Source organism: Streptomyces sp. IMTB 2501, assembly GCF_001953885.1.
Classification (GTDB): domain Bacteria; phylum Actinomycetota; class Actinomycetes; order Streptomycetales; family Streptomycetaceae; genus Streptomyces.
Window position 1 is genome coordinate 121732 of record NZ_MQUS01000012.1, and the last position, 26788, is coordinate 148519.

Genomic DNA, 26788 nt, shown 5'->3' on the forward strand with positions numbered 1-26788 from the left:
GTCACCCTATGGGTTCGCCGGGCCGGGCCTCGGCGCTGTCCGGAGAGTGGATCATCGGCGGATCGTCAGGGTCCGGGACGTGGTCGCTCCAGCCGCCGGGGACACTGCGGCCCTGCTGCGCGCGGAAGCGGACCGGGGCGAGGCCCACCCGGCGGGTGAACAGCCGGGAGAAGTAAGCGGGGTCGTCGTAGCCGACGCGGCGGGCGACGGCGGCGACGGGCAGCTCGGTGGCGGCGAGGAGCTCCTTGGCGCGGGCGAGGCGGATGCCGAGCAGATAGTCCTTGGGGCTGCAGCCGGCGGCCCGGCGGACGGCGCCGCGCAGCTCGGTGGGGGTCATGCCGTGCACGCGCGCGTGGTCCGCGACGCTCATCGGGGTGCAGGCGTCCCGGGCGAGCGCCTGGAGCACCTGGTCGCCGTCCGGGGCGAGGTCGGCGCGGGCGCGACGCAGGGCGACGAGGAGTTCGTGCACGGCGGCGCCGGTCTCCACCTCCAGCAGCGGGTTGCCGCGGCGGGCGGCGCGGGCGATGCGGGCGACCACCGCGCGGGGCCCCGAGGCGTCCGAGAGCGGCACGACGGGCCGCTCGGGCTCGATGTAGCCCAGTTCGGTGTACGTCTCCGTGGCGGGCCCGGCGAAGTCGACGAAGCCCTCGTCCCAGCCGGTGTCCGGATCGGGCGCGTAGTGGTGGGGCACGCCGGGGGTGAGCCAGAGCAGCGCGGGCGCGGTGACGGTCGTACGGCGGCCGTCGGGCCCCCGGTACCAGCCGCCGCCCGCGCTGATCACGACGGCCACGTGGTGGTCCAGGGTGCGCGGGCCGACCGTGGGCAGCGCGCCGTGCTGGAGGCCGACGCCGAGGCAGACCAGGCCGAGGCGGTGGTGTGCGGGGCCGGGGCTGAAGAACCGCATCCAGGTCTGGTACATCGGCGCTCCTCCCGGAGTCGGCGACGGCGGACTTTTGTCCAAACGTCTGTGCCCGGCGCTTCTGTCCAGCTTTTACGCCCGGCGTTTTTGTCCAAGCAGCGCCGATCTTCGTCCATGGCGCCGGCCTCCGGAAGGGGTGAGGCTTGGGCGCATGGGTGAGTTCACGGTGGGGGAATCCGACTTCCTGCTGGACGGGAAGCCGGTACGGCTGCTGTCCGGGGCACTGCACTACTTCCGGGTGCACGAGGAGCACTGGCGGCACCGGCTGGCGATGCTGCGGGCGATGGGTCTGAACTGCGTGGAGACGTACGTCCCGTGGAACCTGCACTGGCCGGTCCCGGGCGGCTACCGGGACGTGCGGGCGCTCGGCCGGTTCCTGGACGCGGTCCGCGAGTCGGGTCTGTGGGCGATCGTGCGGCCGGGCCCGTACATCTGTGCCGAGTGGGAGAACGGCGGGCTGCCGCCCTGGGTGACGGGCGAGGCGGGCACGCGCGTGCGCACGCGTGACGAGCGTTATCTGTCCCGCGTGGAGCACTGGTTCCACCATCTGACGCACGAGATCGTGCCCCGGCAGATCGACCGCGGCGGCCCGGTGATCCTGGTGCAGATCGAGAACGAGTACGGCAGCTACGGCAGCGACACCGGGTATCTGGAGCAACTGGCGGGTCTGCTGCGTGCCGAGGGGGTCACGGCTGCGCTGTTCACCTCGGACGGCCCCGAGGACCACATGCTGACCGGCGGTTCGCTGCCCGGGGTGCTCGCCACGGTGAATTTCGGCTCCCACGCTCGCGAGGCCTTCGCGACGCTGCGCAGGCACCGCCCAGCGGGCCCGCTGATGTGCATGGAGTTCTGGTGCGGCTGGTTCGACCACTGGGCTGGCGAGCACGTCGTACGGGATCCGGAGGAGGCCGCCGGGGTGCTGCGGGAGATCCTGGAGTGCGGGGCGTCGGTGAACCTCTACATGGCGCATGGCGGCACGAGCTTCGGCGGCTGGGCGGGCGCCAACCGGGGCGGCGGCGCGCTGCACGAGGGCCCGCTGGAGCCGGATGTGACCTCGTACGACTACGACGCCCCGGTGGACGAGTACGGCCGCCCGACGGAGAAGTTCTGGCGCTTCCGCGAGGTACTGGCCGACTACCGCACCGAGCCGCTGCCCGAACTCCCGCCGCAGCCCGCGCGGTTGGGCCACTCGGCCGAGGTGACGCTCGACGGCTGGGCGTCCCTGGGAGACGTCCTGGGGACCCTGGGCGGCGAGGAGACCGTGGCACCGATGCCGCCCACCTTCGAGGAACTGAACGTCACCCGGGGACTGGTGCGCTACGAGGTGGACGTGCCCGGCCCGCGCCGGCCGTGTCCGCTGACCCTGCGCGGGCTGCGGGACCTCGCGGTGGTGTACGTGGACGGCGAGCGGGCCGGGGTGCTCACCGAGGAGGAGCCGCGGCTGCAGGAGCCCGTCGCGGGCCCCGCGCGCGTGGAGGCATGGGTGGAGTCTCTCGGGCGGGTGAACTACGGGCCGCGCTTCGGCGAGGCGAAGGGGATCACCGGCGGCATCCTGCACGAGCGGCAGTTTCTGCACGGGGTACGCGCGCGTGGGCTGGATCTGGACGCCTTCTCGGGCGGTGTGGCGAAGGTGCCGTTCGGTGCGCTGCCCGAGGGGGGCGCGGCGGGTCTGTACCGGGGCACCGTCCTGGTCCGCGGGGCCGGGGACGCCCGGCTGGAGCTGCCCGGCCTCACGCGCGGTTTCGTCTGGATCAACGGCTTCGAACTGGGGCGTTACTGGTCGGTGGGCCCCCAGCGATCCCTGTACGTGCCCGGCCCGGTGCTACGGGAGGGCGAGAACGAGGTGTGGGTACTGGAGCTGCAGGAGACTGACCCGGACCGGCCGGCGCCCCGGCTGCTGCCGGTGTGACCAGCGGCCCGTGCCGCCTACAGTGGAGAGGAGTTCCGGCGTCTTTGGGGGTGCGGACGTGGCGAACGGCGGACCGGTCCAGCACGGCTACCCGCACCTGGAGACGGTGCGGGCCGCCATCACGGCGCTGTACAAGCGCCTGTCCTACGACACCGTCCAGACGTTCTCGACCAGCCTGGTCCCGGCCGACGTGGCCTTCTGCGACACCGACGACCTGCATCTGGGCGCGCAGCGGGTGGCCCGCGAGATCGTGCGGCACTTCCGGCTGCCGGACGCGCGGCTGATCGTCGGCTTCCGGGAGATGACCCACGCGGCGAACGTCGAACTGGCGGCGGGCCCCGAGTACTTCGTGGAGCTGAACGACCGTTTCCGCACTCATCGCAGGGACATCGGCGCGGCGCTCGCCCACGAGGTGGCGCACGTCTATCTGCACCGCCTGGACCTCATCTTCCCGACCACGGCGGAGAACGAGATCCTCACGGACACGGTGACGGCCTATCTGGGCGCGGGCTGGCTGCTGCTGGACGCCTTCCGGGAGGACGCGGTCTCCTCGCAGAAGCTCGGCTACCTCACCCCGGAGGAGTTCGGGTACGTCCTGGCCAAGCGGGCGCTGGTCTTCCACGAGGACCCCTCGGTGTGGTTCACCAGCCCGCAGGCCTACGACGCGTACACCAAGGGCATGGCGCAGGCCCGCCGGGACGAGCAGCAGCCGCCGCTGACCGGGGCCGGCTGGGCGGGCCGGCGCCGCTACGCCCACGACCGCCGGCACGCGCCCTCGGCCCAGCCCGGGGTGTCCTACGCCTTCACCCCCGACCCCGCCGGCCACCTCCGCGTGACCTTTCCCTGCCCCACCTGCCACCAGCGGATCCGGGTACCGGTGAAGGGCCGGGTACGCGCGCGGTGCGGGCTGTGCCGGACGGTGCTGGAGTGCGACACCTAGGTTCACGGCACTCCGCTGGGCGCTGGGCGCCGCAGACCGGCCCTGGCGGTTCCGCCGCCGACAGCCTGCGCGCCCGCTCCCCCGCCTCCGCGGGTGTCCACCGCGTGCCCTTGCCGGCGGTGGAGCCTTGGCACCGGCCCTCCATGACGGTGATCCGGCAGCCCTCCGCCGCGAAGACCCGGACGGTGAGCCCCCGCGCTCGCGTCCGGGCCGAGCCGGGCGACGAGCGGGGAGACGGCGGCCCCGGCCACCGGATTCGACGCCGTGGCACCCGACGTGCCGGTGGTGGATCTGTCCCGCTCCGCGGCCGACAAGGGGTTCCGCGCCGAGGCCCGGACCTGGCTCGCGGCGCATGTGCCGCGCACGCCGCTGCCGCCCCCGGAGACGGCGGAGGGCTTCGCGGCCCCTCGCCGCTGGGGGCCGAACTGGCCGCGGACGGCTGGTCGGTGGTGTCGTGGCCGGAGAAGTACGGCGGCCGGGACGCGGGGCTGCTCAACGGCATCAGTCTGCTCGCGCCGACGCTCTTCGACCACGGTACGGAGGAGCAACACGCGCGGGTGCTGCCGCCGACGGCCGCCGGCGAGGTGGTCCCGGCGCGGGCCCGGTCCGAGCCGGAGACGGGCTGCGGTCTGGCCCCGCTCACCTCCAGGGCGGTACGGACGGACGGTGGCCGGCACCTGCGGGGCAGAAGACCTGGTCGTCGCGGGCGGCCTTCGGCCTGATCCGCAGCGATCCGGGCGCCCCGAAACCCCACCAGGGGCTGATCTGCCTGATGTTCGCCCTGCGGGCGCCCGGGGGTCACCTTGGGACGACGTGTTCGTACCGGACGCTGGTCGAGCTGTCGCGGCCGTCTCCCGCTTCCCGGAGGACGAGGGACCGGGAACCGGTATGCGCAGACCCTGCCTGCGGACATGCAACGACGCCTGCCCAGGCGTCCGGTCGGGGACTTGTCGGGCAGGCGTCGTCAGTGTTCCGTACGCCGTTGTACGGGACGTTTCTCGGGTGCCGTCAGACCGCCAGGGCGCGGTCGGTCGGGCGGATCGGGGCCGGCAGGTCGCTGGCACCGGTCAGGAACCGGTCGACACCGCGGGCGGCCGAGCGGCCCTCCGCGATGGCCCAGACGATGAGGGACTGGCCGCGGCCGGCGTCACCGGCGACGAACACACCCGGCACGTTGGTCTGGAAGTCGGCGTCGCGAGCGATGTTACCGCGTGCGTCGAGGTCCAGGCCGAACTGCTCCACCAGGCCGTTCTCACGGTCGGTGCCGGTGAAGCCCATGGCGAGGGTGACCAGCTGGGCGGGGATCTTGCGCTCGGTGCCCGGCTTGGAGGTCAGCTTGCCGTCGACGAACTCCACCTCGCTGAGGTGCAGCCACTGGACGTTGCCGTCCTCGTCGCCCTCGAAGTGGGTGGTGGAGGCGGAGTAGATCCGCTCGCCGCCCTCCTCGTGGGCCGAGGTGACCTTGTAGAGGATCGGGAAGGTCGGCCAGGGCTGGTTGGTCGGGTGCCGCTCGTCGTTCGGGCGGGGCATGATCTCCAGCTGGGTGACGGAGGCCGCGCCCTGCCGGTGGGCGGTGCCCACACAGTCCGCGCCGGTGTCGCCGCCGCCGATGACGACGACGTGCTTGCCCTCGGCCGAGATGGGCGTCGTGACGTAGTCGCCCTCCTGGACCTTGTTGGCCAGCGGCAGGTACTCCATCGCCTGGTAGATGCCCTTGAGCTCGCGGCCGGGGACCGGCAGGTCGCGGGCGGTGGTCGCGCCGACGGCCAGGACCACCGCGTCGTACCGCTTCTTCAGGTCCGTCGCCTTCAGGTCGCGGCCGATCTCGATGCCGGTGCGGAAGCGGGTGCCCTCCGCGCGCATCTGCTCGATACGGCGGTTGATGTGCCGCTTCTCCATCTTGAACTCGGGGATGCCGTACCGGAGGAGGCCTCCGACGCGGTCCGCGCGCTCGTAGACGGCGACCGTGTGACCGGCCCGGGTCAGCTGCTGGGCGGCGGCGAGACCCGACGGGCCCGAGCCGATGACCGCGACCGTCTTGCCGGACAGGCGCTCGGGGGCCTGCGGGGCGACCGTGCCCGCGTCCCACGCCTTGTCGATGATCGAGACCTCGACGTTCTTGATGGTGACCGGCGGCTGGTTGATGCCGAGCACACACGCGGACTCACAGGGAGCGGGGCACAGACGGCCCGTGAACTCCGGGAAGTTGTTCGTGGCGTGCAGGCGCTCGGACGCGGCAGTCCAGTCCTCGCGGTAGGCGTAGTCGTTCCACTCCGGGATCAGGTTTCCGAGCGGACAGCCGTTGTGGCAGAACGGGATGCCGCAGTCCATGCAGCGGCTGGCCTGCTTGCTGATGATCGGCAGCAGGGAGCCGGGGACGTAGACCTCGTTCCAGTCCTTGACGCGGTCACCGACGGGACGGGTCTGGGCGACCTCGCGGCCGTGGTTCAGGAAGCCCTTCGGGTCAGCCATTGGTCGCCGCCTCCATCATCTTCTCGGTGATCTCGGTCTCGGAGAGACCCGCTCGCTCGGCGGCGTCCTTGGCGGCGAGCACTGCCTTGTACGTGCTGGGGATGATCTTGCTGAACCGGGCCACGGCCGTGTCCCAGTCGGCGAGCAGCTTCTCGGCGACCGTGGAGCCGGTCTCCTCGGCGTGGCGGCGCACCACGTCGTGCAGCCACTGCTTGTCCGTGTCGTCCAGCACCTCGATCGACTCGACGTTGCCGACGTTGACGTTGTCGCGGTCGAGGTCGATGACGTACGCGACACCGCCGGACATGCCCGCCGCAAAGTTGCGGCCGGTCGGGCCGAGGACGACCGCGTGACCGCCGGTCATGTACTCGCAGCCGTGGTCGCCCACGCCCTCGGAGACGACCAGCGCGCCGGAGTTGCGGACGCAGAACCGCTCACCGGTACGGCCGCGCAGGTACAGCTCGCCGCCGGTGGCGCCGTAGCCGATGGTGTTGCCCGCGATGGTCGAGTACTCGGCGAGGTGGTCGGCCGCGCGGTCCGGGCGGACGACGACACGGCCGCCGGAGAGGCCCTTGCCGACGTAGTCGTTGGCGTCGCCCTCCAGGCGCAACGTGACACCGCGCGGCAGGAACGCGCCGAAGGACTGGCCGGCGGAGCCGGTGAAGGTGATGTCGATGGTCTCGTCGGGCAGGCCCGCACCGCCGAACTTCTTCGTCACCTCGTGGCCGAGCATGGTGCCGACCGTGCGGTTGATGTTGCGGATGGCGACCTGGGCGCGCACCGGCTGCGCCTCGGTCGCGTCGTTCGCGGCCAGGGCGTCGGCGGCGAGCTTGATCAGCTCGTTGTCCAGGGCCTTCTCCAGGCCGTGGTCCTGGGGAACCACCTGGTGGCGGACGGCGCCCTCGGGCAGCGACGGCACGTGGAACAGCGGCTCCAGGTCCAGGCCCTGCGCCTTCCAGTGGTTCACCGCGCGCTCGACGTCCAGCGTCTCGGCGTGGCCGACGGCCTCCTCGATGGAGCGGAAGCCCAGCTCGGCGAGGATCTCGCGGACCTCCTCGGCGATGAACTGGAAGAAGTTCACCACGTACTCGGCCTTGCCGGCGAAGCGGTCGCGCAGCGTCGGGTTCTGGGTGGCGATGCCGACCGGGCAGGTGTCCAGGTGGCAGACGCGCATCATCACGCAGCCGGAGACGACCAGCGGAGCGGTCGCGAAACCGAACTCCTCGGCGCCCAGCAGCGCGGCGATGACCACGTCACGGCCGGTCTTCAGCTGGCCGTCGGTCTGGACGACGATCCGGTCGCGCAGGCCGTTGAGCAGCAGGGTCTGCTGGGTCTCGGCGAGGCCGAGCTCCCAGGGGCCGCCCGCGTGCTTCAGCGAGGTGAGCGGGGAGGCGCCCGTACCGCCGTCGTGGCCGGAGATCAGGACGACGTCCGCGTGCGCCTTGGAGACGCCCGCGGCGACCGTGCCGACGCCGACCTCGGAGACCAGCTTGACGTGAATCCGCGCCTGCGGGTTCGCGTTCTTCAGGTCGTGGATCAGCTGGGCCAGGTCCTCGATGGAGTAGATGTCGTGGTGCGGCGGCGGCGAGATGAGGCCGACGCCCGGCGTCGAGTGCCGCGTCTTGGCGACCCACGGGTAGACCTTGTGGCCGGGCAGCTGGCCGCCCTCGCCGGGCTTGGCGCCCTGGGCCATCTTGATCTGGATGTCGTCCGCGTTGACCAAGTACTCGGAGGTCACACCGAAGCGGCCGGAGGCGACCTGCTTGATGGCGCTGCGCCGCGCCGGGTCGTACAGGCGCTCCGGGTCCTCGCCGCCCTCACCGGTGTTGGACTTGCCGCCCAGCTGGTTCATGGCGATGGCGAGGGTCTCGTGCGCCTCCTTGGAGATGGAGCCGTACGACATGGCACCGGTCGAGAACCGCTTGACGATCTCGGAGACCGGCTCGACCTCGTCGATGGGGATCGACGGGCGGTCGGACTTGAAACCGAACAGGCCGCGGAGCGTCATGAGCCGCTCGGACTGCTCGTTCACGCGGTCCGTGTACTTCTTGAAGATGTCGTAGCGGTTGGCGCGCGTCGAGTGCTGGAGGCGGAAGACCGTCTCCGGGTCGAACAGGTGCGGCTCGCCCTCGCGGCGCCACTGGTACTCGCCGCCGATCTCCAGGGCGCGGTGCGCCGGGGCGATGCCGGAGGCCGGGTAGGCCTTGGCGTGTCGGGCGCCGACCTCCTCGGCGATCACGTCGATGCCGACGCCGCCGATCTTGGTGGCGGTGCCGTTGAAGTACTTCTCCACGAAGGCCTCGTCCAGGCCGACGGCCTCGAAGACCTGGGCGCCCCGGTAGGAGGCGACGGTGGAGATGCCCATCTTCGACATGACCTTCAGCACGCCCTTGCCGAGGGCGTAGATCAGGTTCTTGATGGCCTTCTCGGGCTCGACACCGTTGAGGAAGGTGCCGGCGCGCAGCAGGTCCTCGACCGACTCCATCGCCAGGTACGGGTTGACGGCGGCGGCGCCGAAGCCGATGAGCAGGGCGACGTGGTGGACCTCGCGGACGTCGCCGGCCTCGACCAGCAGGCCCACATGGGTGCGCTGCTTGGTGCGGATGAGGTGGTGGTGGACGGCCGCGGTGAGCAGCAGCGACGGGATCGGCGCGTGCTCGGCGTCGGAGTGCCGGTCGGAGAGGACGATCAGGCGGGCGCCGTTGTCTATGGCGGCGTCGGCCTCGGCGCAGATCTCCGCGATACGGGCGGCCAGCGTCTCACCGCCACCGCTCACCCGGTAGAGACCGGACAGGGTCGCGGCCTTGAAGCCGGGCATGTCGCCGTCGGCGTTGATGTGGATGAGCTTGGCCAGCTCGTCGTTGTCGATCACCGGGAAGGGCAGCACGACGGACCGGCAGGAGGCGGCGGTCGGGTCGAGCAGGTTGCCCTGCGGGCCCAGCGAGGAGCGCAGCGAGGTGACCAGCTCCTCGCGGATCGCGTCCAGCGGCGGGTTGGTGACCTGCGCGAACAGCTGGGTGAAGTAGTCGAAGAGCAGCCGCGGGCGCTCGGACAGGGCCGCGATCGGCGAGTCCGTGCCCATCGAGCCGATCGGCTCGGCGCCGGTGCGGGCCATCGGGGCGAGGATGACGCGCAGCTCCTCCTCGGTGTAACCGAAGGTCTGCTGGCGGCGGGTGACCGAGGCGTGGGTGTGGACGATGTGCTCGCGCTCGGGCAGGTCGCCCAGCTCGATCTCGCCGGCCTCCAGCCACTCGGCGTACGGCTTCTCGGCGGCGAGGGTCGCCTTGACCTCGTCGTCCTCGATGATGCGGTGCTCGGCGGTGTCGACGAGGAACATCCGGCCGGGCTGCAGCCGGCCCTTGCGGACGACCTTGGCCGGGTCGATGTCGAGGACGCCGACCTCGGAGCCGAGGACCACGAGTCCGTCGTCGGTGACCCAGTAGCGGCCGGGGCGCAGGCCGTTGCGGTCGAGTACGGCGCCGACCTGGGTGCCGTCGGTGAAGCAGACGCAGGCGGGGCCGTCCCAGGGCTCCATCATCGTGGAGTGGTAGCCGTAGAAGGCGCGCCGGGCCGGGTCCATGGAGTCGTGGTTCTCCCACGCCTCCGGGATCATCATCAGCACGGAGTGCGGCAGCGAACGGCCGCCCAGGTGCAGGAGTTCGAGGACCTCGTCGAAGGAGGCGGAGTCGGAGGCGTCCGGCGTACAGACCGGGAAGACGCGGTCCAGCTTCTCCTGGGGGCCGAACAGGTCGGAGACCAGCTGCGACTCGCGGGCGCCCATCCAGTTGCGGTTGCCCCGGACGGTGTTGATCTCACCGTTGTGGGCGACGAAGCGGTACGGGTGCGCGAGCGGCCACGACGGGAAGGTGTTCGTGGAGAACCGGGAGTGCACGAGCGCGATCGCGGAGGCGAAGCGGCGGTCGGACAGGTCCGGGAAGAAGGGCTCCAGCTGGCCGGTGGTCAGCATGCCCTTGTACACGATCGTGCGCGCGGAGAGCGACGGGAAGTAGACACCGGCCTCGCGCTCGGCGCGCTTGCGCAGCACGAACGCCTTGCGGTCCAGCGCGATGCCCTCGCTGGCGCCGTCGGCGACGAAGATCTGCCGGAAGACCGGCATGGTGGAGCGGGCGGTGGCACCCAGCAGTTCCGGGGCGACGGGAACCTCGCGCCAGCCGAGGACGGTCAGCCCCTCCTCGACGGCGATCGTCTCGATCTGTGAGACGGCCTCGGTGGTCTCGTCCTCCGGCAGGAAGGCGATACCGACGGCGTACGACCCGGCGGCGGGGAGTTCGAATCCGGCCACCTCACGGAAGAAGGCGTCAGGCACCTGGGAGAGGAGACCCGCACCGTCGCCCGAGTCGGGCTCGGAGCCGGTGGCACCGCGGTGCTCCAGGTTGCGCAGCACCGTGAGTGCCTGCTCGACCAGCGTGTGCGACGCCTCGCCGGTAAGGGTGGCGACGAAACCGACGCCGCAGGCGTCGTGTTCGTTGCGGGGGTCGTACATACCCTGTGCAGCAGGGCGAGCATCCATGAACGACCAGTTCTGGCCATTCGCGGAATGCTGGGACGGCTGGCGCGGCGTACGCATCGGCTCTCCCGTCGTCGTCATGTGGCATGTGGCAGGTGCCGAGGGACGACGTTGGCCCTCTGCGTGAGTATCAAAATTTCGTGCAGGTTACATGATGGAGCGGTTCTCGGGAAGCGGATACTCCGTTCCAACATGCGGACGCCACAGGGTCCGTACGGTCCGTGGCCAGGGTGCCGCGCGGTGACGGCGGATGCCGCACGATGACGGCGGGGGTGCCGCGCGTGGCGGCGAAGCGTCAAAGGGACCGTTGCGGACAAGATCGATCGGATCGGCGTCCGGCGGCCCGAGGGTGGCGGGGGGAGCGTCTTCACTCACCCCGCGGGGGTGCGGCAGGCGTCATTGCCTGCGGCGCTTACGGCTCATGCCCGGTGGTCACGCGGTCGAAACCAGCGAGTAACGAGCGATGGCGGCTACTTATACGGCCCGTCGCATAAGTAGCGGCTGCGCTATCCTACGGCCGTTCCGAACAGACTGCCCAGGGCGTACGTCACACCGGCTGCGGCACCGCCCAGCACGAGCTGCCTGAGGCCGCTGTACCACCAGCTCCGCGCGGTCACCTTGGCCACGACGGCACCGCACCCGAAGAGCCCGGCGAGGGCGAGCAGCACGGCGGGCCACAGCACCGTCGCGCCGAGCAGATACGGCAGCACGGGCAGCAGCGCGCCGAGGGCGAAGGAGCCGAACGACGACACGGCGGCGACCAGCGGCGAGGGCAGGTCGCCGGGGTCGATCCCCAGCTCCTCTCGGGCGTGTATCTCCAGCGCCTGCTCGGGGTCCTGGGACAGCTGTCGCGCCACCTCGCGGGCCAGGTCGGGCTCCACGCCGCGCGCGACGTACAGCGCGGCCAGCTCGTCCTCCTCGTCCTGCGGGTGCTTGCGCAGCTCACGACGCTCGACATCCAGCTCGGCCTCGACCAGCTCCCGCTGGGAGGCGACGGAAGTGTACTCACCTGCCGCCATCGAGAAGGCACCGGCGGCGAGCCCCGCCAGGCCGGTGATCACAATGGTCTGCTGGCTCACGGCCCCACCGGCCACACCGGTCATCAGCGCGAGGTTGGAGACGAGACCGTCCATGGCACCGAAGACGGCGGGGCGCAGCCAGCCGCCGTTGACGTCGCGGTGCGTGTGGTTGTCCCGATGCGCCTCGTGCAGCGCGGCCTGGGTTTCGATGACGGCCATGCGGACCCCTGGATAGCTTAGCCAAAGCTAACTTTGGACGAGTTCTACTTTTCGACACCACAGAAGGTACGCCCATTCATGCTCGCCCGCCACCAAGGGAAGGCTGGGCTAACCTGCGGCTTTACCTGACTTTGCTCATCCGTGCATGATCTTGCTCAGATACCAAGCGGGTGATGAGAACGCCTGGGAGGCTCATGCGGTGGGAACCCGTGGCACACATCCGCAAAGCAGTTCGTGGTCGTGATCCCGCTGTCTTCGCCGTCTTTGTGGTTTCGCTGTCCTTGTGGTCCCGCCGAAGGAGGCCGCCCATGGCATCGATCGCCCGCACTCCCCCGGTCCCGGCGCCCGAGGACGCCACCGGACTGCGTGAAAGGGCCCGTGGCGCGCTGCTCGGCCCGGCGGCCGGAGACGCGCTGGGAGCGCCCGCGGAGAATCTCAGGCCGTCCGAGATCCGCGCCCGCTGGGGCCGTATCACGGGGTACGTCACGGACCACCCCCGCGGCACGGACGACACGGAGTACGCGATCTTCTCCGTCCTGCTGCTGACCCGGCACGGCTCGGCGCTCACCCCGGCCCGTGCGGAGGCGGCCCGGCACGAGTGGATCGCCGACGGCCTGCGCCATCGGCCCGGCCCGGGGCCGCTGTCTGCCGTCCATGGCGGGCCATCACGTCCTGGACATGGCAGAACTCCTCGTCCCGGGGGAGGGCGGGAAGTGGGGGGGCGGGGGCAGTGCTTCCGGGGGTACGGCCGGAGGGGACGGTGACCGCCCCACCCCCGCCCCTCCCGGCCACCCCTCAAGCCGCCACAGTGAGGGTCGGCCATGACACCCCGGCGTATTGAGGGGCTCCTGCTGGGCCTGGCCGCGGGCGATGCCGCCGGCTGGCCCGCCGCCCGGCACCGTGCTGCCCGTATGCCCGAGTGGACCCGGCGCCTCACCCGCGAGCTGGACACCTTCGCCGAGCAGAACGACACCACCACCCTCCCGGTGCCGATCGCCCTCAACCAGCCCCCGGAACCCCTCCACCTCGGCCCTTCCGACGACGCCGAGTGGGCGGCCTTCGCCGCGGAGGCGGTGCTGCGGGCCGGCGACGACGACGTCCTCGGCGACCTCAGCCGAGAGCGCCGTACCCGTGCCGCCATCGACCTCACCTGGACCGCCGTGGCCGCGGAGGTCGCCGCGGCGGCGGACCGCGCGCCCGAGATCGAGTCCGCCGTGCTCCCCCTGCGTGCCCGCATCTCCGTCCGGGCCGGGCTCGGCAACCTCGCCACCGGTCTGCGCCCGCCCGCCACCGGCCACGACAACCCGCACTACTTCGACGACGCCGCCTGTGTCCGCGCCTGCGTGCTCGCCGTCGCCCACTCCGGCGACCCCGAACGCGCCGCAGCGCTCGCCGAGTTCGACGCCCGCTACACGCAGGACGGCGACGGCGTGCACGGCGCCCGCGCCATGGCCGCGGCGATCGCGCTGGCCCTCGCCGACGCCGCCCCGGACACCTGCGTGACCGCCGCGCTCGCCGAACTCCCCGCCGGCACGGAGATCGGCCGCAACGCCCGTCACGCGCTCGCTCTCGCCGAGGACAGCGAGTCCGCCTTCGCCCTCGTCCCGCTCCTGGAGCACCAGATCGTCGACCATGTCTACAGCTACGGCATCGCCGCCGCCGAGACCGTCCCGGTCGCCCTGGCACTGGCCGCGGCGGCAGGCGGCCGTATCGCCGAGGCCGTTCCCGCCGCCGCCTGTCTGTCCCGGGTGGCCGACTCCGCACCCGCCCTCGCGGGCGCCCTCACCGGAGCCCTCGGCGGCGGCGCGGCCATCCCGCGGACCTGGCGGGACGCCTGCCGCACCCTGTCCGGCTGCGCCCTGCCCCGCCTCGCCGGCACCGACCTGGTGGAACTCGCCGGACTCCTGGAAGCCGTACAACCGGCCCACCCAGGAGGATGATTCGGGGCATGACGCCCACAGAGCCCGAATGCCCCGCAGGGCCCGAAGAGCAACAAAACGGCGGGACAACCCGTTACGGCCTCGCCGAACGGATCACCGGCGCCCTCGTCGGAGCCGCCGTCGGCGACGCCCTCGGCGGCCGCGTCCACGGCATCGTCGGCCCCTGGCACGGCGACGCCTGGCGCACCGCAGGCCCCCTCACCCGGTACCACAAGGGCGACGGCCACGTCACCGACGACACCCTGATGACCCACGCGCTGGTACGGGTCTACGCCCAGGTCCGCGACCACCTGGACGCGTACGCGATCGCCGGCCACCTGGTCCCGGACCTGATGACGAACCCGCGCTGGATCCCGGAGCTGGAAGCCGAGACCCTCCCCCCGCACCGCCTCTTCCCCGCCGAGAAGTGGCTCGTGGCGCGGCTCGCGTACGACCACGCCGACCCCCGGGAGGCGGGCGTCGGCAACATCGTCAACTGCGGCGCGGCGATGTACATGGCCCCCGTCGGCCTGGTCAACGCGGCCGACCCTGCCGCCGCCTACGCCGAGGCGCTGGACGTCGCCGGTGCGCACCAGGCGTCGTACGGCCGTGAGGCGGCCGGTGTCCTCGCCGCGGCCGTCGCCGCCGCGATGTCACCCGGCGCGAGCGCGGACTCGGTCGTCACCGCCTGTCCGCCGCCGGCGAAGGACGGCACGCGCGAGGCGATCGAGAAGGTCTGCGAAGTGGCCCGCGGTCACCGCGTCTTCGAGTCGGCGCTACGGCCCCTGCGCGCGGCGGTGGCCCCGTACGACACCGTCGGCCCGGACTACCGCGCGTCCTCCCTGGTCGCGCGCCGCCCCTCCCGGCTGCACGCGATCGAGGAACTACCCATCGCGCTCGGCATGTTGCTGGTCTCCGGCGGGAACCACCGGCACGCCGTCCTCGGCGCGGTGAACTACGGCCGCGACTGCGACTCGATCGCCACGATCGCCGGTGCCCTCGCGGGCGCCCTCGGCTCGCCGTTCCCGGAGGACTGGGCCAAGACGGTGGCGGAGGCGAGCCGCCTGGGCCTGTGGGCGCCGGCCCGGTCGCTCACCGAGGTCACCCGGGAGATCTTCGCGCGCGACGTACGCCGGCGCCGGGCGCACGAGCGCGCATGCACGGCGCTCGGAGGCACCGCATGCTCCGACTGACCTGGGTCCAGCCGGAGGACCTGCTGGGCCACGAACTCCGCCAGGCCCGCCTGGACGGCCGGTCGCCGTCGGCGATCGAGGCGCGCTGGCGAGCGGCGGGCGGCCCGGATGCCCCGGCCCGTGCGGGGGCGTCCCCGCACCGGGCATCCCGCTATCTGCGTCTCCTCGCGGAGGATCTGCTCGACGAACTGGCCGACCTGCCCAGCGCGTTGGCCGAGGACGAGCCGACGGACCTGGAGCGGATCAAGTCCCTGTGCGCGGACCGGCCGGTGCCGGAGAGCTGCGCTCACCCGTCGTCGTGCGCCTGCGGGCAGTGCGCGGCCGATGGTGCCCGCACGGCGGCAGCCGCACATCAAACGGAGCCCCGCGCCCCTTCGGGGCGCTACCCCGCCGCCCTCGAAGCCGCCTGGCTGGGCCGGGCCATCGGCTGTCTCCTCGGCAAGCCCGTCGAAAAGCTCCCTCTCGACGGCATCCGCGCCCTCGCCCGCGCAACCGGCAACTGGCCCCTCGCCGGCTACTTCACCGCCCTAGGAGTCCCGGATGACCTCCTCGCCGCGCACCCCTGGAACCGCCGCTCCGCCGCCACCTCCCTCGCCGAGAACATCGACGGCATGCCCGAGGACGACGACCTCGACTACCCCCTCCTGAACCTCCTGCTGCTGCGCCGGTACGGAAAGGCCTTCACCACCGCCGACGTGGCACGGCTCTGGCTGGACGAACTCCCGCCCGGCCGTACCTCCACCGCCGAACGCGTCGCCTGCCGCAACCTCCTCACCGGCATCGAACCCCCGTACACCGCCCGCCACCGCAACCCCTTCCGCGAGTGGACCGGCGCCCTGATCCGCGCCGACGTGCACGGCTGGACCAACCCCGGCGACCCGGGCGCCGCAGCCGGACAGGCGTACCGCGACGCGGTCCTCACCCACACCGTCAACGGCGTCTACGCGGCGATGTTCACGGCCGCCGTCATCGCCACCGCCGCCACCGGCGGCCACGACGTCCATGCCTGTCTGCGCACCGGCCGCCGGGTGGTCCCGCCCCGCTCCCGGCTCGCGCGGGCGATCGACCACGCCGTCCGGCTGGCCGAGTCCCACGAGGACTTCGCCGACGTCGTCGACCAGCTCCACGCCCGCTACTCCCCCGCCCACCACTGGGCCCACGCCCTCCCCAACACCGCCCTGCTCACCGCCGCCCTCACCCACGCGGACGGCGACTTCACCGGCTCCATCTGCCGTGCTGTATCCGGCGGCCTGGACACCGACTCGGTCGGCGCCACGGCCGGCAGCATCACCGGACTGCTCGCGGGCGACCCCGCCGCCCTCCCCGACCGCTGGCGCGCCCCGCTGAAGAACCGGCTCGCCACCACCGTCGCCGACTTCGACGGCGCCGGCTTCGACACCCTCGCCCACCTCACCCATCTGGAGGCGACCCGCTCATGACCCACATCGTCGTCCTCGGCAGCACGAACATGGACCTCGTCACCTATGTCACCAAGGCCCCGCAGCGCGGCGAGACCGTGACGGGACGGGAGTTCCATACGATCCCCGGCGGCAAGGGGTCCAACCAGGCCATCGCCGCGGCCCGCGCCGGTGCCACGGTCTCGATGATCGGCGCGGTCGGCAACGACGCCTTCGGCCTGCGGCTGCGCGACGCCCTCGAACACTCCGGCGTGGACACGGACTTCCTGCGTACGGTCGAGGGGCCGTCCGGCACCGCGCACATCGTGGTGGACGACGAGGGCGCCAACTCGATCGTCGTCATCCCCGGCGCGAACGGCACCGTCGACCATCTCTCCCCCGGCGACGAGGGGGTGATCGCCTCCGCCGACGCGCTGCTACTGCAGCTGGAGATCCCGCTGGCCGCGGTCGTCGCGGGCGCGGAGGCGGCGCGCCGGCACGGGGTCCGTACGGTGCTCACCCCCTCGCCCGCCCAGCCGCTGCCGCCCGAACTCCTCGCCGCGACCGGCCTGTTGGTGCCCAACGAGTACGAGGCGGTCACCCTCACCGGCCGCACCGACCCGCGAGAGGCCGCCGCCGCCCTGCTGGACCTGGTGCCGGAGGTCGTCGTCACCCTGGGCGCGACCGGCAGCCTCTACCTGGCCCGGGGCACCGAGCCGCTCGTGATCCCGGCGCCGAAGGTGACCACCGTCGACTCCACGGGCGCCGGTGACACCTTCGTCGGCGCGCTCGCGGTGGCCCTCGCCGAGGAGAAGCCGGTGCGGGAGGCCCTGTCCTGGGCGGCGGCCGCCGCGGCGATCTCCGTCCAGCGGGCCGGGGCGTCGGCGTCGATGCCGTACCGCCCCGAGATCGACGCCCAGTGCACCGCGTGAGGACCGACGCATGAGGTACGTCGCATGAGTACGACGGCTCCGCCCCTGTCGGGTCCGCGCGTGCTGGACCTGGCGACGCTGTTCGCCGGACCGCCGGCCACCACGCTGATCGGTGGCTTCGGCACCGGGGTGATCGAGAACTTCCGCCCGGGAACCTTGGAGAAGTGGGATCTGGGCTGGGAGGAACTGACGGCCGCCGGCCCTCGGCCGGTCCTCGCCCGGGTCACCGCCTTCGTCCAGTTCGGCCCGGCGCGCACCGCCCCGGCTTCGGCACGCTCGCCGAGGCGATGAGCGGCTCCGCCGCGATCACCGGCGAGCCGGACGCACCGCCCACGCTCCCGCCGTTCGGACTCACGGACTCGGTCGCGGGCCTGGGGACCGCCTACGCCGTGCTCACCGCGCATGCCGCCCGGGAGCGCACCGGCGCCGGGCAGGTCGTCGACATGGCGATCACCGAGCCGATCCTGCCGGCCCTCGGCCCCAGCGACCCCGCCCTGCGGGGCATCCCCCTCGGCGAGGCGGACCTGCGGGCCGACCTGGGGGTACGGGCCGACGCGGGCCTCGCCTCGTCGCCCCGGTCGGTCCACCCGGACATCCGCGACCTGGCCGGCCTCACCGCGTCCTGCGCCCAGGCCCTCCCCGACGGCCACGTCATCGGCGCGGCGATGGTGGCACCGGCCCGGCGCGCCCTGTCTCCGGCAGGCAGCGGCTGGCTCTTCACCGCACGACGAGGGCGCCCGGGAAACCCCGGGCGCCCTCGTCGTCGTACAACCAGCTGTCAGCTCTTCTTCGTCGCCGACCCGGCCTCGTCCTTGGCCTCGACGGCATCGGGCTCGGCCTCCGCCTCGGCCTCCGCCTCGGCCTTGTCCTGCGCCTCGGCAGCAGCTTCCGTGCCGTCGGCCGAACCGTCGGAGACGCCCGGCTCAACCACGGCCTCCCGTCCCGGCCGCTTCTTCGACGACACCACGATGTACGTCACCGCCAGCAGGAACACGATGATCGCGGTCCAGTCGTTCAGGCGGAGGCCCAGGATGTGGTGTGCGTCGTCCACGCGCATGTACTCGATCCAGCCGCGGCCCACGCAGTACGCCGCGACGTACAGGGCGAAGGCGCGGCCATGGCCCATGTTGAAGCGGCGGTCGGCCCAGAGGACCAGGAAACCGACACCGATGCACCACAGGGACTCGTACAGGAAGGTCGGGTGGTAGTAGCCCGGCACCCGGCCGCCCTCGGAGGAGGTGATGTGCAGGGCCCACGGAACATGCGTCTCCCGGCCGTACAGCTCCTGGTTGAACCAGTTGCCCCAGCGGCCGATGGCCTGGGCGAAGGCGATGCCGGGCGCGACGGCGTCGGCGTATGCCGGCATCGGGATGCCCCGGCGTCGCGCGCCGATCCACGCGCCGAGCGCACCCAGCGCGATCGCGCCCCAGATGCCCAGGCCGCCCTGCCACACCTTGAAGGCGTCCACCCAGTCACGGCCCGGGCTGAAGTACAGCTCGTAGTCCGTGATCACGTGGTACAGCCGGCCACCGACCAGGCCGAACGGCACAGCCCAGACAGCGATGTCGGCGACCGTGCCGGTCCGCCCGCCACGAGCGATCCACCGCTTGTTGCCGAGCCAGACGGCGACGAAGACGCCGATGATGATGCAGAAGGCGTAGCCGCGCAGCGGGATGGGGCCGAGATAGAGCACCCCGCGCGACGGGCTGGGAATGTAGGAAAGTTCCATGGCAAGTCCGACGCTACCGTGCCGGGCCGTGGGGACGGCAAGCAGCCCGGCTACGGCTCCATAACGGGGACGTGAAAAATGCAGACGGGCCGGAGGGAAATCCCCTACCCGCGGTCGGCCTCCTCCACCATCTGCTTGAGCTTGGCCGGGGTCATGGTCTGGTCCTGGTAGATGTTCTTCCCGCCGAGCAGGACCGTGGGCGTGCCGGTGAAGCCGCCGCCCTGGAATGCCTTCTGGGACTTGTTCACCCAGCTGTCGTGAGTACCGTCGTTGACGCACTTCTGGAAGGCCGGCGTGTTCAGACCGCTGACCTTGCCGGCCAGCTCGATCAGCTTGGCGTTGTCCGCGAACGCGTCGTTGGTTTCCTTGGGCTGGTTGGCGTACAGCGCGTCGTGGTAGTCGCGGAACTTTCCGGTGTCCTGGGCGCAGGCCACGGCGTTGGCCGCGCGCAGGGAACCGGTGCCGCCGAGGTTGCCGTCGATCAGGCGGACCAGGTGGTACTCGATTCTGAGTTTGCCGGAGTCGGCCAGTCCATGGAGCGTCGGGCGGTAGGCGACCTCGAAGGCCTGGCAGGCCGGGCAGCGCATGTCCTCCCAGACGGTGAGCGTCGACTTGGCGCCGTCCTTGCCGACCGGGATGGCGAGGCTGTCCTTGCCCTGCGCGCCCGAGGGCGCCACGACCGGGCCCGCCTTCTCGCTGCTGTGTTTGCCGGCGTTCGCGGCCAGAACGCCGATCACCGCCGCGAGGCCGAGGACGCAGACGATGCTGGCGCCCACGATCAGAGTGCGTCGTCGCTTGTCAGCGGCCTTCTGCTTGTCGCGCTCGACCGCCAGCCGCTCCCGGGCGGTGCGCTTTCCGTCACGGTTCTTCTCGCTCACACCCCCAGAACGAACCGGGGAGGCGCAGCGCGCCTCCCCGGCCAGAGGTCCACCCGTTCGAGTGACCGAATATTCCGTTACGGACAGATACGAATGACGAACGAAAGCTACCGAACGACTACGGACAGTTACTGCTGTTGTCCGCGCACGCCCTGCGCCAGCTCCCCGGCCAGCTCCCGCACCGCCGCGACACCCGACGCGTCGTCGGGGGCGTCGAGCATCCGCTTGACGAAGGCCGAGCCGACGATGACGCCGTCGGCGAAGCCGGCGACCTCGGCGGCCTGAGCGGCGTTGGAGACGCCGAGTCCGACGCAGACGGGCAGCCCGGTGCCGGTGGCGCGGGTGCGCTCGACCAGGTTCTGGGCCTGCGCGCCGACGGATTCACGGGTGCCGGTGACGCCCATCAGCGAGGCGGCGTAGACGAAGCCGCTGCCCGCCGCGGTGATCTGGGCGAGCCGCGCGTCCTTGCTGCTCGGCGCCACGACGAAGACTGTCGCGAGGCCGTGCTTCTCGGCGTGTTCCCGCCACAGCGCCGACTCCTGGACGGGCAGGTCGGGCAGGATGCAGCCCGCGCCGCCCGCCTCCGCCAGCTCGGCGGTGAACCGCTCGACGCCGTAGCGGTCGATGGGGTTCCAGTACGTCATGACGAGCACGGGCTTGCCGGTCGCCTCGTACGCCTCGCGGACCGTGCGCATCACGTCGGCGATCTTGACCCCGCCGCGCAGGGCGATGTCGTCGGCCGTCTGGATGACCGGGCCGTCGAGGACGGGGTCGCTGTGCGGCAGACCGACCTCGACGACGTCCGCCCCGCCGTCGAAGGCGGCCTTGATCGCGTCGATGCCGCCGTCCACGGTCGGGAACCCGGCCGGGAGGTAGGCGATGAGCGCGGATCGGCCCTCGGCCTTGGCGGCGGCGAGGGTGTCGCCCAGCAGCTGAATGTTCCCGCTCACTTGGCGTCCCCCTCGATCTCGGCGGTGTCGGTGGCGTCGGCGGCGACCTCGGCGTCGGTGTCGTAGAGGCCGAAGTAGCGGGCGGCGGTGTCCATGTCCTTGTCGCCGCGGCCGGAGAGGTTGACGACGATCAGGCCGTCCTTGCCCAGCTCCCTGCCGACCTCCAGGGCGCCGGCCAGGGCGTGGGCGCTCTCGATCGCCGGGATGATGCCCTCGGTACGGGACAGCAGGCGCAGGGCCTGCATGGCGGCGTCGTCGGTGATCGCACGGTACTCGCCGCGGCCCGAGTCCTTGAGGTACGAGTGCTCGGGTCCGATGCCCGGGTAGTCCAGGCCCGCCGAGATCGAGTACGGCTCGGTGATCTGGCCTTCCTCGTCCTGCAGGACGTACGACCGGGAGCCGTGCAGGATGCCGGGCTCACCGGCGGTGAGGGTGGCCGCGTGTTCGCCGGTCTCGATACCGTGACCTGCCGGTTCACAGCCGATGAGGCGGACGCCCGCGTCGGGGATGAAGGCGTGGAAGAGGCCGATGGCGTTGGAGCCGCCACCGACGCAGGCGACGGCGGCGTCGGGGAGGCGGCCGGCGCGCTCCAGCAACTGGCGGCGGGCCTCGACGCCGATGACCCGGTGGAAGTCGCGGACCATCGCCGGGAAGGGGTGCGGGCCGGCCACCGTACCGAAGAGGTAGTGGGTGTGGTCGACGTTGGCCACCCAGTCGCGGAACGCCTCGTTGATGGCGTCCTTCAGGGTGCGGCTGCCGGACTTCACAGAGACGACCTCGGCGCCGAGCATCCGCATGCGGGCCACGTTCAGAGCCTGGCGCCTGGTGTCGACCTCGCCCATGTAGATGGTGCAGTCGAGGCCGAACAGCGCGCAGGCGGTGGCGGTGGCGACACCGTGCTGGCCCGCGCCGGTCTCGGCGATGACCCGGGTCTTGCCCATCCGCTTGGTGAGCAGGGCCTGGCCGAGCACGTTGTTGATCTTGTGGGAGCCGGTGTGGTTGAGGTCCTCGCGCTTGAGGAACACGCGCGCGCCACCGGCTTCCGCGGCGAAACGAGGGACCTCGGTGAGCGCCGACGGGCGGCCGGTGTAGTTGACCATCAGGCCGTCGAGCTCTCGGGCGAACTCGGGGTCGTGCTTGGCCTTGTCGTACTCGACGGCGACCTCGTCGACGGCGGCCACGAGGGCCTCCGGGATGAACTTGCCGCCGAACGCGCCGAAGTAGCCTTCGGCGCTGGGGACTTGACCCTCCGGGTCAGGGAAGAAGAAGTTGCTGGGCATGCCGAAACCTCACGGTGAGTGCGTGAAAAGACACTATTCGCCGTGGGGGCGGGGATGTGACCGATGACTGCGGGCCGTCAGTGGTTTCTCGCGCCCGCGCGGCGGTAGCCGCAAATCAAACAGAGCCCCGCGCCCCTGACGGGGCGCTGCCATCGACGTCCGTTTACCTGCCCGGGCTCGTCACCGATGACATAACGCACGCGACGGCCGTGGACGCGCCTCGCCGGGGCTCGGCAGCCCCGGGGGCGGCAGCCGCGCGCCAGACGGGCGTAGCGGTCCACGGCGGTCACGGTGAGAGTCATCGGGGGCAGCCTATCGGGTGATCAGCTTCGGCCGTGCCGCAGAGCGGGGTGTTCGCCTGCGGCGACCAGGTCGGAGACGGCTGACTTCGGGTCGCGGCCGGTGACCAGGGACTCGCCGACCAGGACCGCGTCGGCGCCCGCGTTGGCGTAGGCGATCAGGTCGTGCGGGCCTCGGACACCGGATTCGGCCACCTTCACGATGTGGTCCGGGATCTCCGGGGCGACCCGTTCGAACGTGGTGCGGTCGACCTCCAGGGTCTTCAGATCGCGCGCGTTGACGCCGATGATCTTGGCGCCCGCGTCCACCGCCCGCTCGACCTCGTCCTCGTCGTGGACCTCGACGATCGGGGTCAGTCCGATGGACACGGCCCGCTCGATCAGCGACTCCAGGGCCGGCTGGTCCAGGGCGGCCACGATCAGCAGCGCGAGGTCGGCGCCGTACGCCCGGGCCTCCCACAGCTGGTACGACGTGACGATGAAGTCCTTGCGGAGCACCGGGATGTCCACGCGGGCGCGGACGGCCTCCAGGTCGGCCAGCGAGCCGCCGAAGCGGCGCTGTTCGGTGAGGACGGAGATGACGGCCGCGCCGCCTGCCTCGTAGTCCGCGGCCAGCCCGGCCGGGTCGGCGATCGCGGCCAGCGCGCCCTTGGAGGGGCTGGAGCGCTTGACCTCGCAGATCACCTTGACGCCGTCGCCCTTGAGCGCGGCCACCCCGTCCTTGGCGGCGGGAGCCTTGGCCGCGCGCTCCTTGAGCTCGTCGAGGCTGACGCGTGCCTGCCGCTCCGCGAGGTCGGCACGGACGCCGTCGATGATCTCGTCGAGCACACTCACGCGAGCGGCCCCCTTTCAGACGGTGTTTCCTTCAGGTTTTGAAAACCCGTGGTCATTGCGATGGTATCCGGAGGAACGCGGAGGTCTCGCATCCGATGGACGCCGGTCCCACTACCTGGACGTTCCCCAAACGATCAAGGATGCAACCAGCCTCCCGAGGGCAGGTTCCGGACAGTCGTGAACAGCAACAGCAGGACCCCGATCCCCCACAGATGCACCGGCCCCGGCTCGATCCGCAGCGGCCGGCCGCGCGCCGCGTGGACCACCCAGACGGTCCACAGCACCGCGAAGCCCAGATAGCCGGCCACGGCCAGCGCGTTGTCCTGCAGTGCGGTGAGCAGATCGCCGTGGACGAAGGCGTGAGCGCTGCGCAGGCCGCCGCAGCCGGGGCAGTACAGGCCGGTGATCCGGTACAGCGGGCAGACGGGGTAGTGGCCGGGCTGGTTCGGGTCGACGGCACCGACGTACGCGAAGGCTCCGGCGACGGCCGCGAACAGCCCGCCCGGGACGGCGAGCCGGCGCCACACGGGGGCGGCGGGCACGGCCGGGTACGGGACGGTCTGCGGGGCCGGGCGGCTGACGGCGTTCACCCGAGCATTGTCCCCCTCCGGTCCGGCACGGCGCGCGCTGGACCGGCGATACCCCTCCGCACACGGCGAGGGGCGGCCCCCACCCTCTTCAGGTGGTGGGCCGCCCCTCGGGGGAAGGCTGTGGGCTCAGCTCTCGGCGGCGACCGGCTCGCGGGTGGCGACCGGGGTGGCCGTCATCTTGAGGGGGGCCTGCTGCGGCTGGCCGAGACCCATGGCGCGCATGATGCCGCCGACCACCGCACCCAGCAGGATGAGCACCATGCCGGCCCAGAAGCCGACGGGCTGGGCCATCACCATGAAGGCGCCCGCGACGCAGAAACCGATGAAGGAAATGATGACACCGGTCCAGGCGGCCGGGGTGTGACCGTGGCCGTGGCTGCTGCCCGCCATGACTTGCTCCTCGTTGCTGTGTACGTGTCCAGTTGGCGTCGTACGTGTCGTACGGTTCCGAGCCCGCCCGTCACTGTCCGAGCCGGACGCTCGTCACCCATTGTCCCGTACGCCCGCGCGCGCCGGGCGCGGGGGTGGCGTCTGGTTCGCCACACCCGCCTCGCCTTGACCGGCGCTCGGCCGGCCCTTGACCGGAGGCTCAGGCTCCGGTCGGGTCCTCGCCCCGGTCCAGGGCCTTCCACATCTCCTCGGGCCGCTCCGGGTCGACCGGCCGGGCCTTGCGGCGCGGACGGTCGGTGCCGCGCTCGTAGCGGCCGGACATGGCGGGCCACAGGGCGCCGTAGCGCAGCGCCAGCAGACCGGCCAGCAGGATCAGCGCACCGCCGACGGCCGCGCCGTAGGGCCAGCCGGTGTGGCTGAGCGCGGCGACGGTGGCGGAGGTGTCGCCGCTGGCCTGGGCGGCCTTGTCGTCCAGCGCGGAGTTGTCGGAGGCGGCCACGAGGGCGGCGGCCACGATCCCGGCGCCGGAGAGCGCGAGCAGTGCGGCGACGACCAGCCGGCCGGCCCTGCGGACGGCGAAGACGGCGACGAGCGCGGCGAGGCCCACTATGGCGAGGGCCGCGGGGACGCCCGTGACGTCGCTGCCCTTGACGGTGAGCGGGAACGCGCCGCCGGCCACCGTCGCGGTGCCCTCCGCCCAGCGCTGCCGGGTCGCGAGCAGCGTCACGGCCGCGCCGAGCGCACCGCACAGGAGGGCCACGGCGAGGCTCCGCCGGCCGGACCGGGCGAGAGCGGCGGCTTCGGTACGGGGGTGAGGTACGGCAGTCACGTACTCCACTATCGCCTGAACCCCGGGCGAACCGTCACCCGGGGTTCGTATGAGAAGCGCCCCACACGCCGGAAGGGCCCTACTTGCCCAGCCGGTTGGCGGTGTGCACCGCGCGGAGGACGGCCGCCGCCTTGTTGCGGCACTCCTGGTCCTCCGCGACCGGGTTCGAGTCGGCGACGATGCCCGCGCCGGCCTGGACGTAGGCCGTGCCCTCGCGCAGCAGGGCCGTACGGATGGCGATCGCGGTGTCGGAGTCGCCGGCGAAGTCCAGATAGCCGACGCAGCCGCCGTACAGGCCGCGTCGGGACGGCTCCAGTTCGTCGATGATCTGCATCGCGCGGGGTTTGGGGGCGCCGGAGAGGGTGCCCGCCGGGAAGCAGGCGGTGAGCACGTCGAAGGCCGTACGGCCCTCGGCCACCTGGCCGGTGACGGTCGAGACGATGTGCATCACGTGCGAGTACCGCTCGATGGACATGAAGTCGACCACCTCGACCGAGCCGGGCTCGCAGACCCGGCCGAGGTCGTTGCGGCCGAGGTCGACGAGCATGAGGTGCTCGGCGCGCTCCTTGGGGTCGGCGAGCAGTTCCTCGGCGAGGGCCTGGTCCTCCCGCGGGGTGGTCCCGCGGGGCCGGGTGCCGGCGATGGGGTGGACCATCGCGCGCCCCTCCTCGACCTTCACCAGGGCCTCGGGGGACGAGCCGACGACGTCGAACCCGTCGAAGCGGAAGAGATACATGTACGGCGAGGGGTTGGTCGCCCGCAGGACGCGGTAGACGTCCAGGGCGCTCGCCGTGCACGGGGTCTCGAAGCGCTGGGAGGGCACGACCTGGAAGGCCTCGCCCGCACGGATGCGCTCCTTGATGTCCTCTACGGCCACCTGGAAGTCGGAGCCGCCCCACAGCGCGGTGTACTCGGGCAGTTCGGAGGGCGGCAGCACGGCCGGGGGCTGGGGCACCGCGCGCGTGAGGTCGGCCTCCATGGCGTCGAGGCGGGCCACGGCGTCGGCGTAGGCCTCGTCCACCCCGGTGTCGAGGTCGTTGTGGTTGATCGCGTTGGCGATCAGCAGGACCGAGCCCTCCCAGTGGTCCATGACGGCGAGGTCGCTGGTCAGGAGCATGGTCAGCTCGGGGAGCCGCAGGTCGTCGCGCTCGCCGGGGCCGATCTTCTCCAGGCGGCGGACGATGTCGTAGCCGAGGTAGCCGACCATGCCGCCGGTGAAGGGCGGCAGGTCCTCCTGGTGCGGGGTGTGCAGGGCCTGGAGGGTGGCGCGCAGGGCCTTGAGGGGGTCGCCGGCCACGGGGACGCCGACCGGCGGGGTGCCGAGCCAGTGGGCCTGACCGTCGCGTTCCGTCAGCGTGCCGGCGGAGCGGACGCCGACGAAGGAGTAACGGGACCAGGAGCGGCCGTTCTCGGCGGACTCCAGCAGGAAGGTGCCGGGGCGCTCGGCGGCCAGTTTGCGGTAGAGCGCGACCGGGGTGTCGCCGTCGGCGAGGAGCTTGCGCGTGACCGGGATGACGCGCCGGTCGGCGGCGAGCTTGCGGAAGGTCTCGAGGTCCATGGCG

At 72.1% G+C, this 26788-nt stretch carries 21 protein-coding genes and 2 pseudogenes; 9 read left to right on the plus strand and 14 right to left on the minus strand.

What is annotated here, in order from left to right; all coding sequences use genetic code 11:
• Position 1 precedes the first annotated feature (1 nt).
• Positions 2 to 919 carry an AraC family transcriptional regulator gene (locus AV521_RS21740; protein ID WP_076090136.1) on the minus strand — a complete coding sequence of 306 codons (918 nt, stop codon included), beginning with the start codon at positions 917 to 919 and terminating at the stop codon, positions 2 to 4.
• A 151-nt stretch (positions 920 to 1070) separates the two neighbouring features.
• On the opposite strand from AV521_RS21740, the gene AV521_RS21745 reads away from it, so the two are divergent.
• The 3 genes and pseudogenes from AV521_RS21745 to AV521_RS46680 all read left to right on the plus strand — a co-directional run.
• Positions 1071 to 2828 carry a beta-galactosidase family protein gene (locus tag AV521_RS21745; protein ID WP_076090137.1) on the plus strand — a complete coding sequence of 586 codons (1758 nt, stop codon included), beginning with the start codon at positions 1071 to 1073 and terminating at the stop codon, positions 2826 to 2828.
• A gap of 58 nt (positions 2829 to 2886) precedes the next feature.
• The gene (locus AV521_RS21750; protein ID WP_076090138.1) at positions 2887 to 3768 is read left to right on the plus strand and encodes a hypothetical protein; all 882 of its coding nucleotides are present in this window, start codon (positions 2887 to 2889) and stop codon (positions 3766 to 3768) included.
• Positions 3769 to 4053: 285 nt separating this feature from the next.
• Positions 4054 to 4564, plus strand: a pseudogene (locus tag AV521_RS46680) (acyl-CoA dehydrogenase); the annotation flags it as partial.
• Positions 4565 to 4776: 212 nt separating this feature from the next.
• On the opposite strand, the gene AV521_RS21760 reads toward AV521_RS46680, so the two are convergent.
• From AV521_RS21760 to AV521_RS21770, 3 genes are all read right to left on the minus strand, one after another.
• Positions 4777 to 6240 (minus strand): glutamate synthase subunit beta, encoded by a 1464-nt coding sequence (locus AV521_RS21760; protein ID WP_076090140.1) that lies wholly within the window; start codon positions 6238 to 6240, stop codon positions 4777 to 4779.
• Positions 6233 to 10828 carry a glutamate synthase large subunit gene (gltB, locus tag AV521_RS21765; RefSeq protein WP_179023283.1) on the minus strand — a complete coding sequence of 1532 codons (4596 nt, stop codon included), beginning with the start codon at positions 10826 to 10828 and terminating at the stop codon, positions 6233 to 6235. Before gltB ends, AV521_RS21760 begins: the two co-directional genes overlap by 8 nt.
• Positions 10829 to 11274: 446 nt before the next feature.
• Positions 11275 to 12006 carry a VIT1/CCC1 transporter family protein gene (locus tag AV521_RS21770; protein WP_076090142.1) on the minus strand — a complete coding sequence of 244 codons (732 nt, stop codon included), beginning with the start codon at positions 12004 to 12006 and terminating at the stop codon, positions 11275 to 11277.
• Positions 12007 to 12314: 308 nt separating this feature from the next.
• On the opposite strand from AV521_RS21770, the gene AV521_RS21775 reads away from it, so the two are divergent.
• The 6 genes and pseudogenes from AV521_RS21775 to AV521_RS46685 all read left to right on the plus strand — a co-directional run.
• Entirely contained in the window at positions 12315 to 12770 is a 456-nt protein-coding gene (locus AV521_RS21775) for an ADP-ribosylglycohydrolase family protein (protein ID WP_079249357.1), read from the plus strand.
• Between the two features lie 57 nt (positions 12771 to 12827).
• Positions 12828 to 13946: an ADP-ribosylglycohydrolase family protein gene (locus AV521_RS21780; RefSeq protein ID WP_076090143.1), complete on the plus strand. Its 1119-nt coding sequence runs from the start codon at positions 12828 to 12830 to the stop codon at positions 13944 to 13946.
• Between the two features lie 8 nt (positions 13947 to 13954).
• A complete protein-coding gene (locus AV521_RS21785; protein WP_076090144.1) occupies positions 13955 to 15118 on the plus strand; it encodes an ADP-ribosylglycohydrolase family protein in 1164 nt (387 codons plus the stop codon).
• Positions 15106 to 16557 carry an ADP-ribosylglycohydrolase family protein gene (locus tag AV521_RS21790; protein WP_076090145.1) on the plus strand — a complete coding sequence of 484 codons (1452 nt, stop codon included), beginning with the start codon at positions 15106 to 15108 and terminating at the stop codon, positions 16555 to 16557. The genes AV521_RS21785 and AV521_RS21790 overlap by 13 nt, the downstream gene beginning before the upstream one ends.
• Entirely contained in the window at positions 16554 to 17447 is an 894-nt protein-coding gene (rbsK, locus tag AV521_RS21795) for a ribokinase (protein ID WP_076090146.1), read from the plus strand. The genes AV521_RS21790 and rbsK overlap by 4 nt, the downstream gene beginning before the upstream one ends.
• Positions 17448 to 17471: 24 nt before the next feature.
• Positions 17472 to 17929 (plus strand): annotated as a pseudogene (locus AV521_RS46685) (CoA transferase); the annotation flags it as partial.
• 296 nt (positions 17930 to 18225) lie between these two features.
• Here the strand turns inward: AV521_RS46685 and lgt are convergent.
• From lgt to AV521_RS21860, 10 genes are all read right to left on the minus strand, one after another.
• Positions 18226 to 19176 (minus strand): prolipoprotein diacylglyceryl transferase, encoded by a 951-nt coding sequence (gene lgt, locus AV521_RS21815; protein WP_076090149.1) that lies wholly within the window; start codon positions 19174 to 19176, stop codon positions 18226 to 18228.
• Between the two features lie 104 nt (positions 19177 to 19280).
• Positions 19281 to 20054, minus strand: coding sequence for a thioredoxin domain-containing protein (locus tag AV521_RS21820; RefSeq protein ID WP_076090150.1), 774 nt, complete (start codon positions 20052 to 20054; stop codon positions 19281 to 19283).
• 128 nt (positions 20055 to 20182) lie between these two features.
• Positions 20183 to 21004 carry a tryptophan synthase subunit alpha gene (gene trpA, locus AV521_RS21825; RefSeq protein ID WP_076090151.1) on the minus strand — a complete coding sequence of 274 codons (822 nt, stop codon included), beginning with the start codon at positions 21002 to 21004 and terminating at the stop codon, positions 20183 to 20185.
• Positions 21001 to 22284, minus strand: a complete 1284-nt coding sequence (trpB, locus tag AV521_RS21830; RefSeq protein ID WP_076090152.1) for a tryptophan synthase subunit beta — start codon at positions 22282 to 22284, stop codon at positions 21001 to 21003. Before trpB ends, trpA begins: the two co-directional genes overlap by 4 nt.
• A 77-nt stretch (positions 22285 to 22361) precedes the next feature.
• Positions 22362 to 22586 (minus strand): tryptophan biosynthesis modulator TrpM, encoded by a 225-nt coding sequence (gene trpM, locus AV521_RS52730; RefSeq protein ID WP_076090153.1) that lies wholly within the window; start codon positions 22584 to 22586, stop codon positions 22362 to 22364.
• A gap of 21 nt (positions 22587 to 22607) precedes the next feature.
• A complete protein-coding gene (trpC, locus tag AV521_RS21840) occupies positions 22608 to 23417 on the minus strand; it encodes an indole-3-glycerol phosphate synthase TrpC (RefSeq protein WP_076090154.1) in 810 nt (269 codons plus the stop codon).
• A 134-nt stretch (positions 23418 to 23551) separates the two neighbouring features.
• Positions 23552 to 23959, minus strand: coding sequence for a DUF2752 domain-containing protein (locus AV521_RS21845; protein WP_107480978.1), 408 nt, complete (start codon positions 23957 to 23959; stop codon positions 23552 to 23554).
• A 174-nt stretch (positions 23960 to 24133) separates the two neighbouring features.
• Positions 24134 to 24397: an HGxxPAAW family protein gene (locus AV521_RS21850; protein ID WP_076090156.1), complete on the minus strand. Its 264-nt coding sequence runs from the start codon at positions 24395 to 24397 to the stop codon at positions 24134 to 24136.
• 199 nt (positions 24398 to 24596) lie between these two features.
• Positions 24597 to 25235: a TIGR02234 family membrane protein gene (locus AV521_RS21855; RefSeq protein ID WP_076090157.1), complete on the minus strand. Its 639-nt coding sequence runs from the start codon at positions 25233 to 25235 to the stop codon at positions 24597 to 24599.
• Between the two features lie 70 nt (positions 25236 to 25305).
• On the minus strand, positions 25306 to 26784 hold the full coding sequence (locus AV521_RS21860) for an anthranilate synthase component I (protein ID WP_076090158.1): 1479 nt from the start codon (positions 26782 to 26784) through the stop codon (positions 25306 to 25308).
• Positions 26785 to 26788 lie beyond the last annotated feature (4 nt).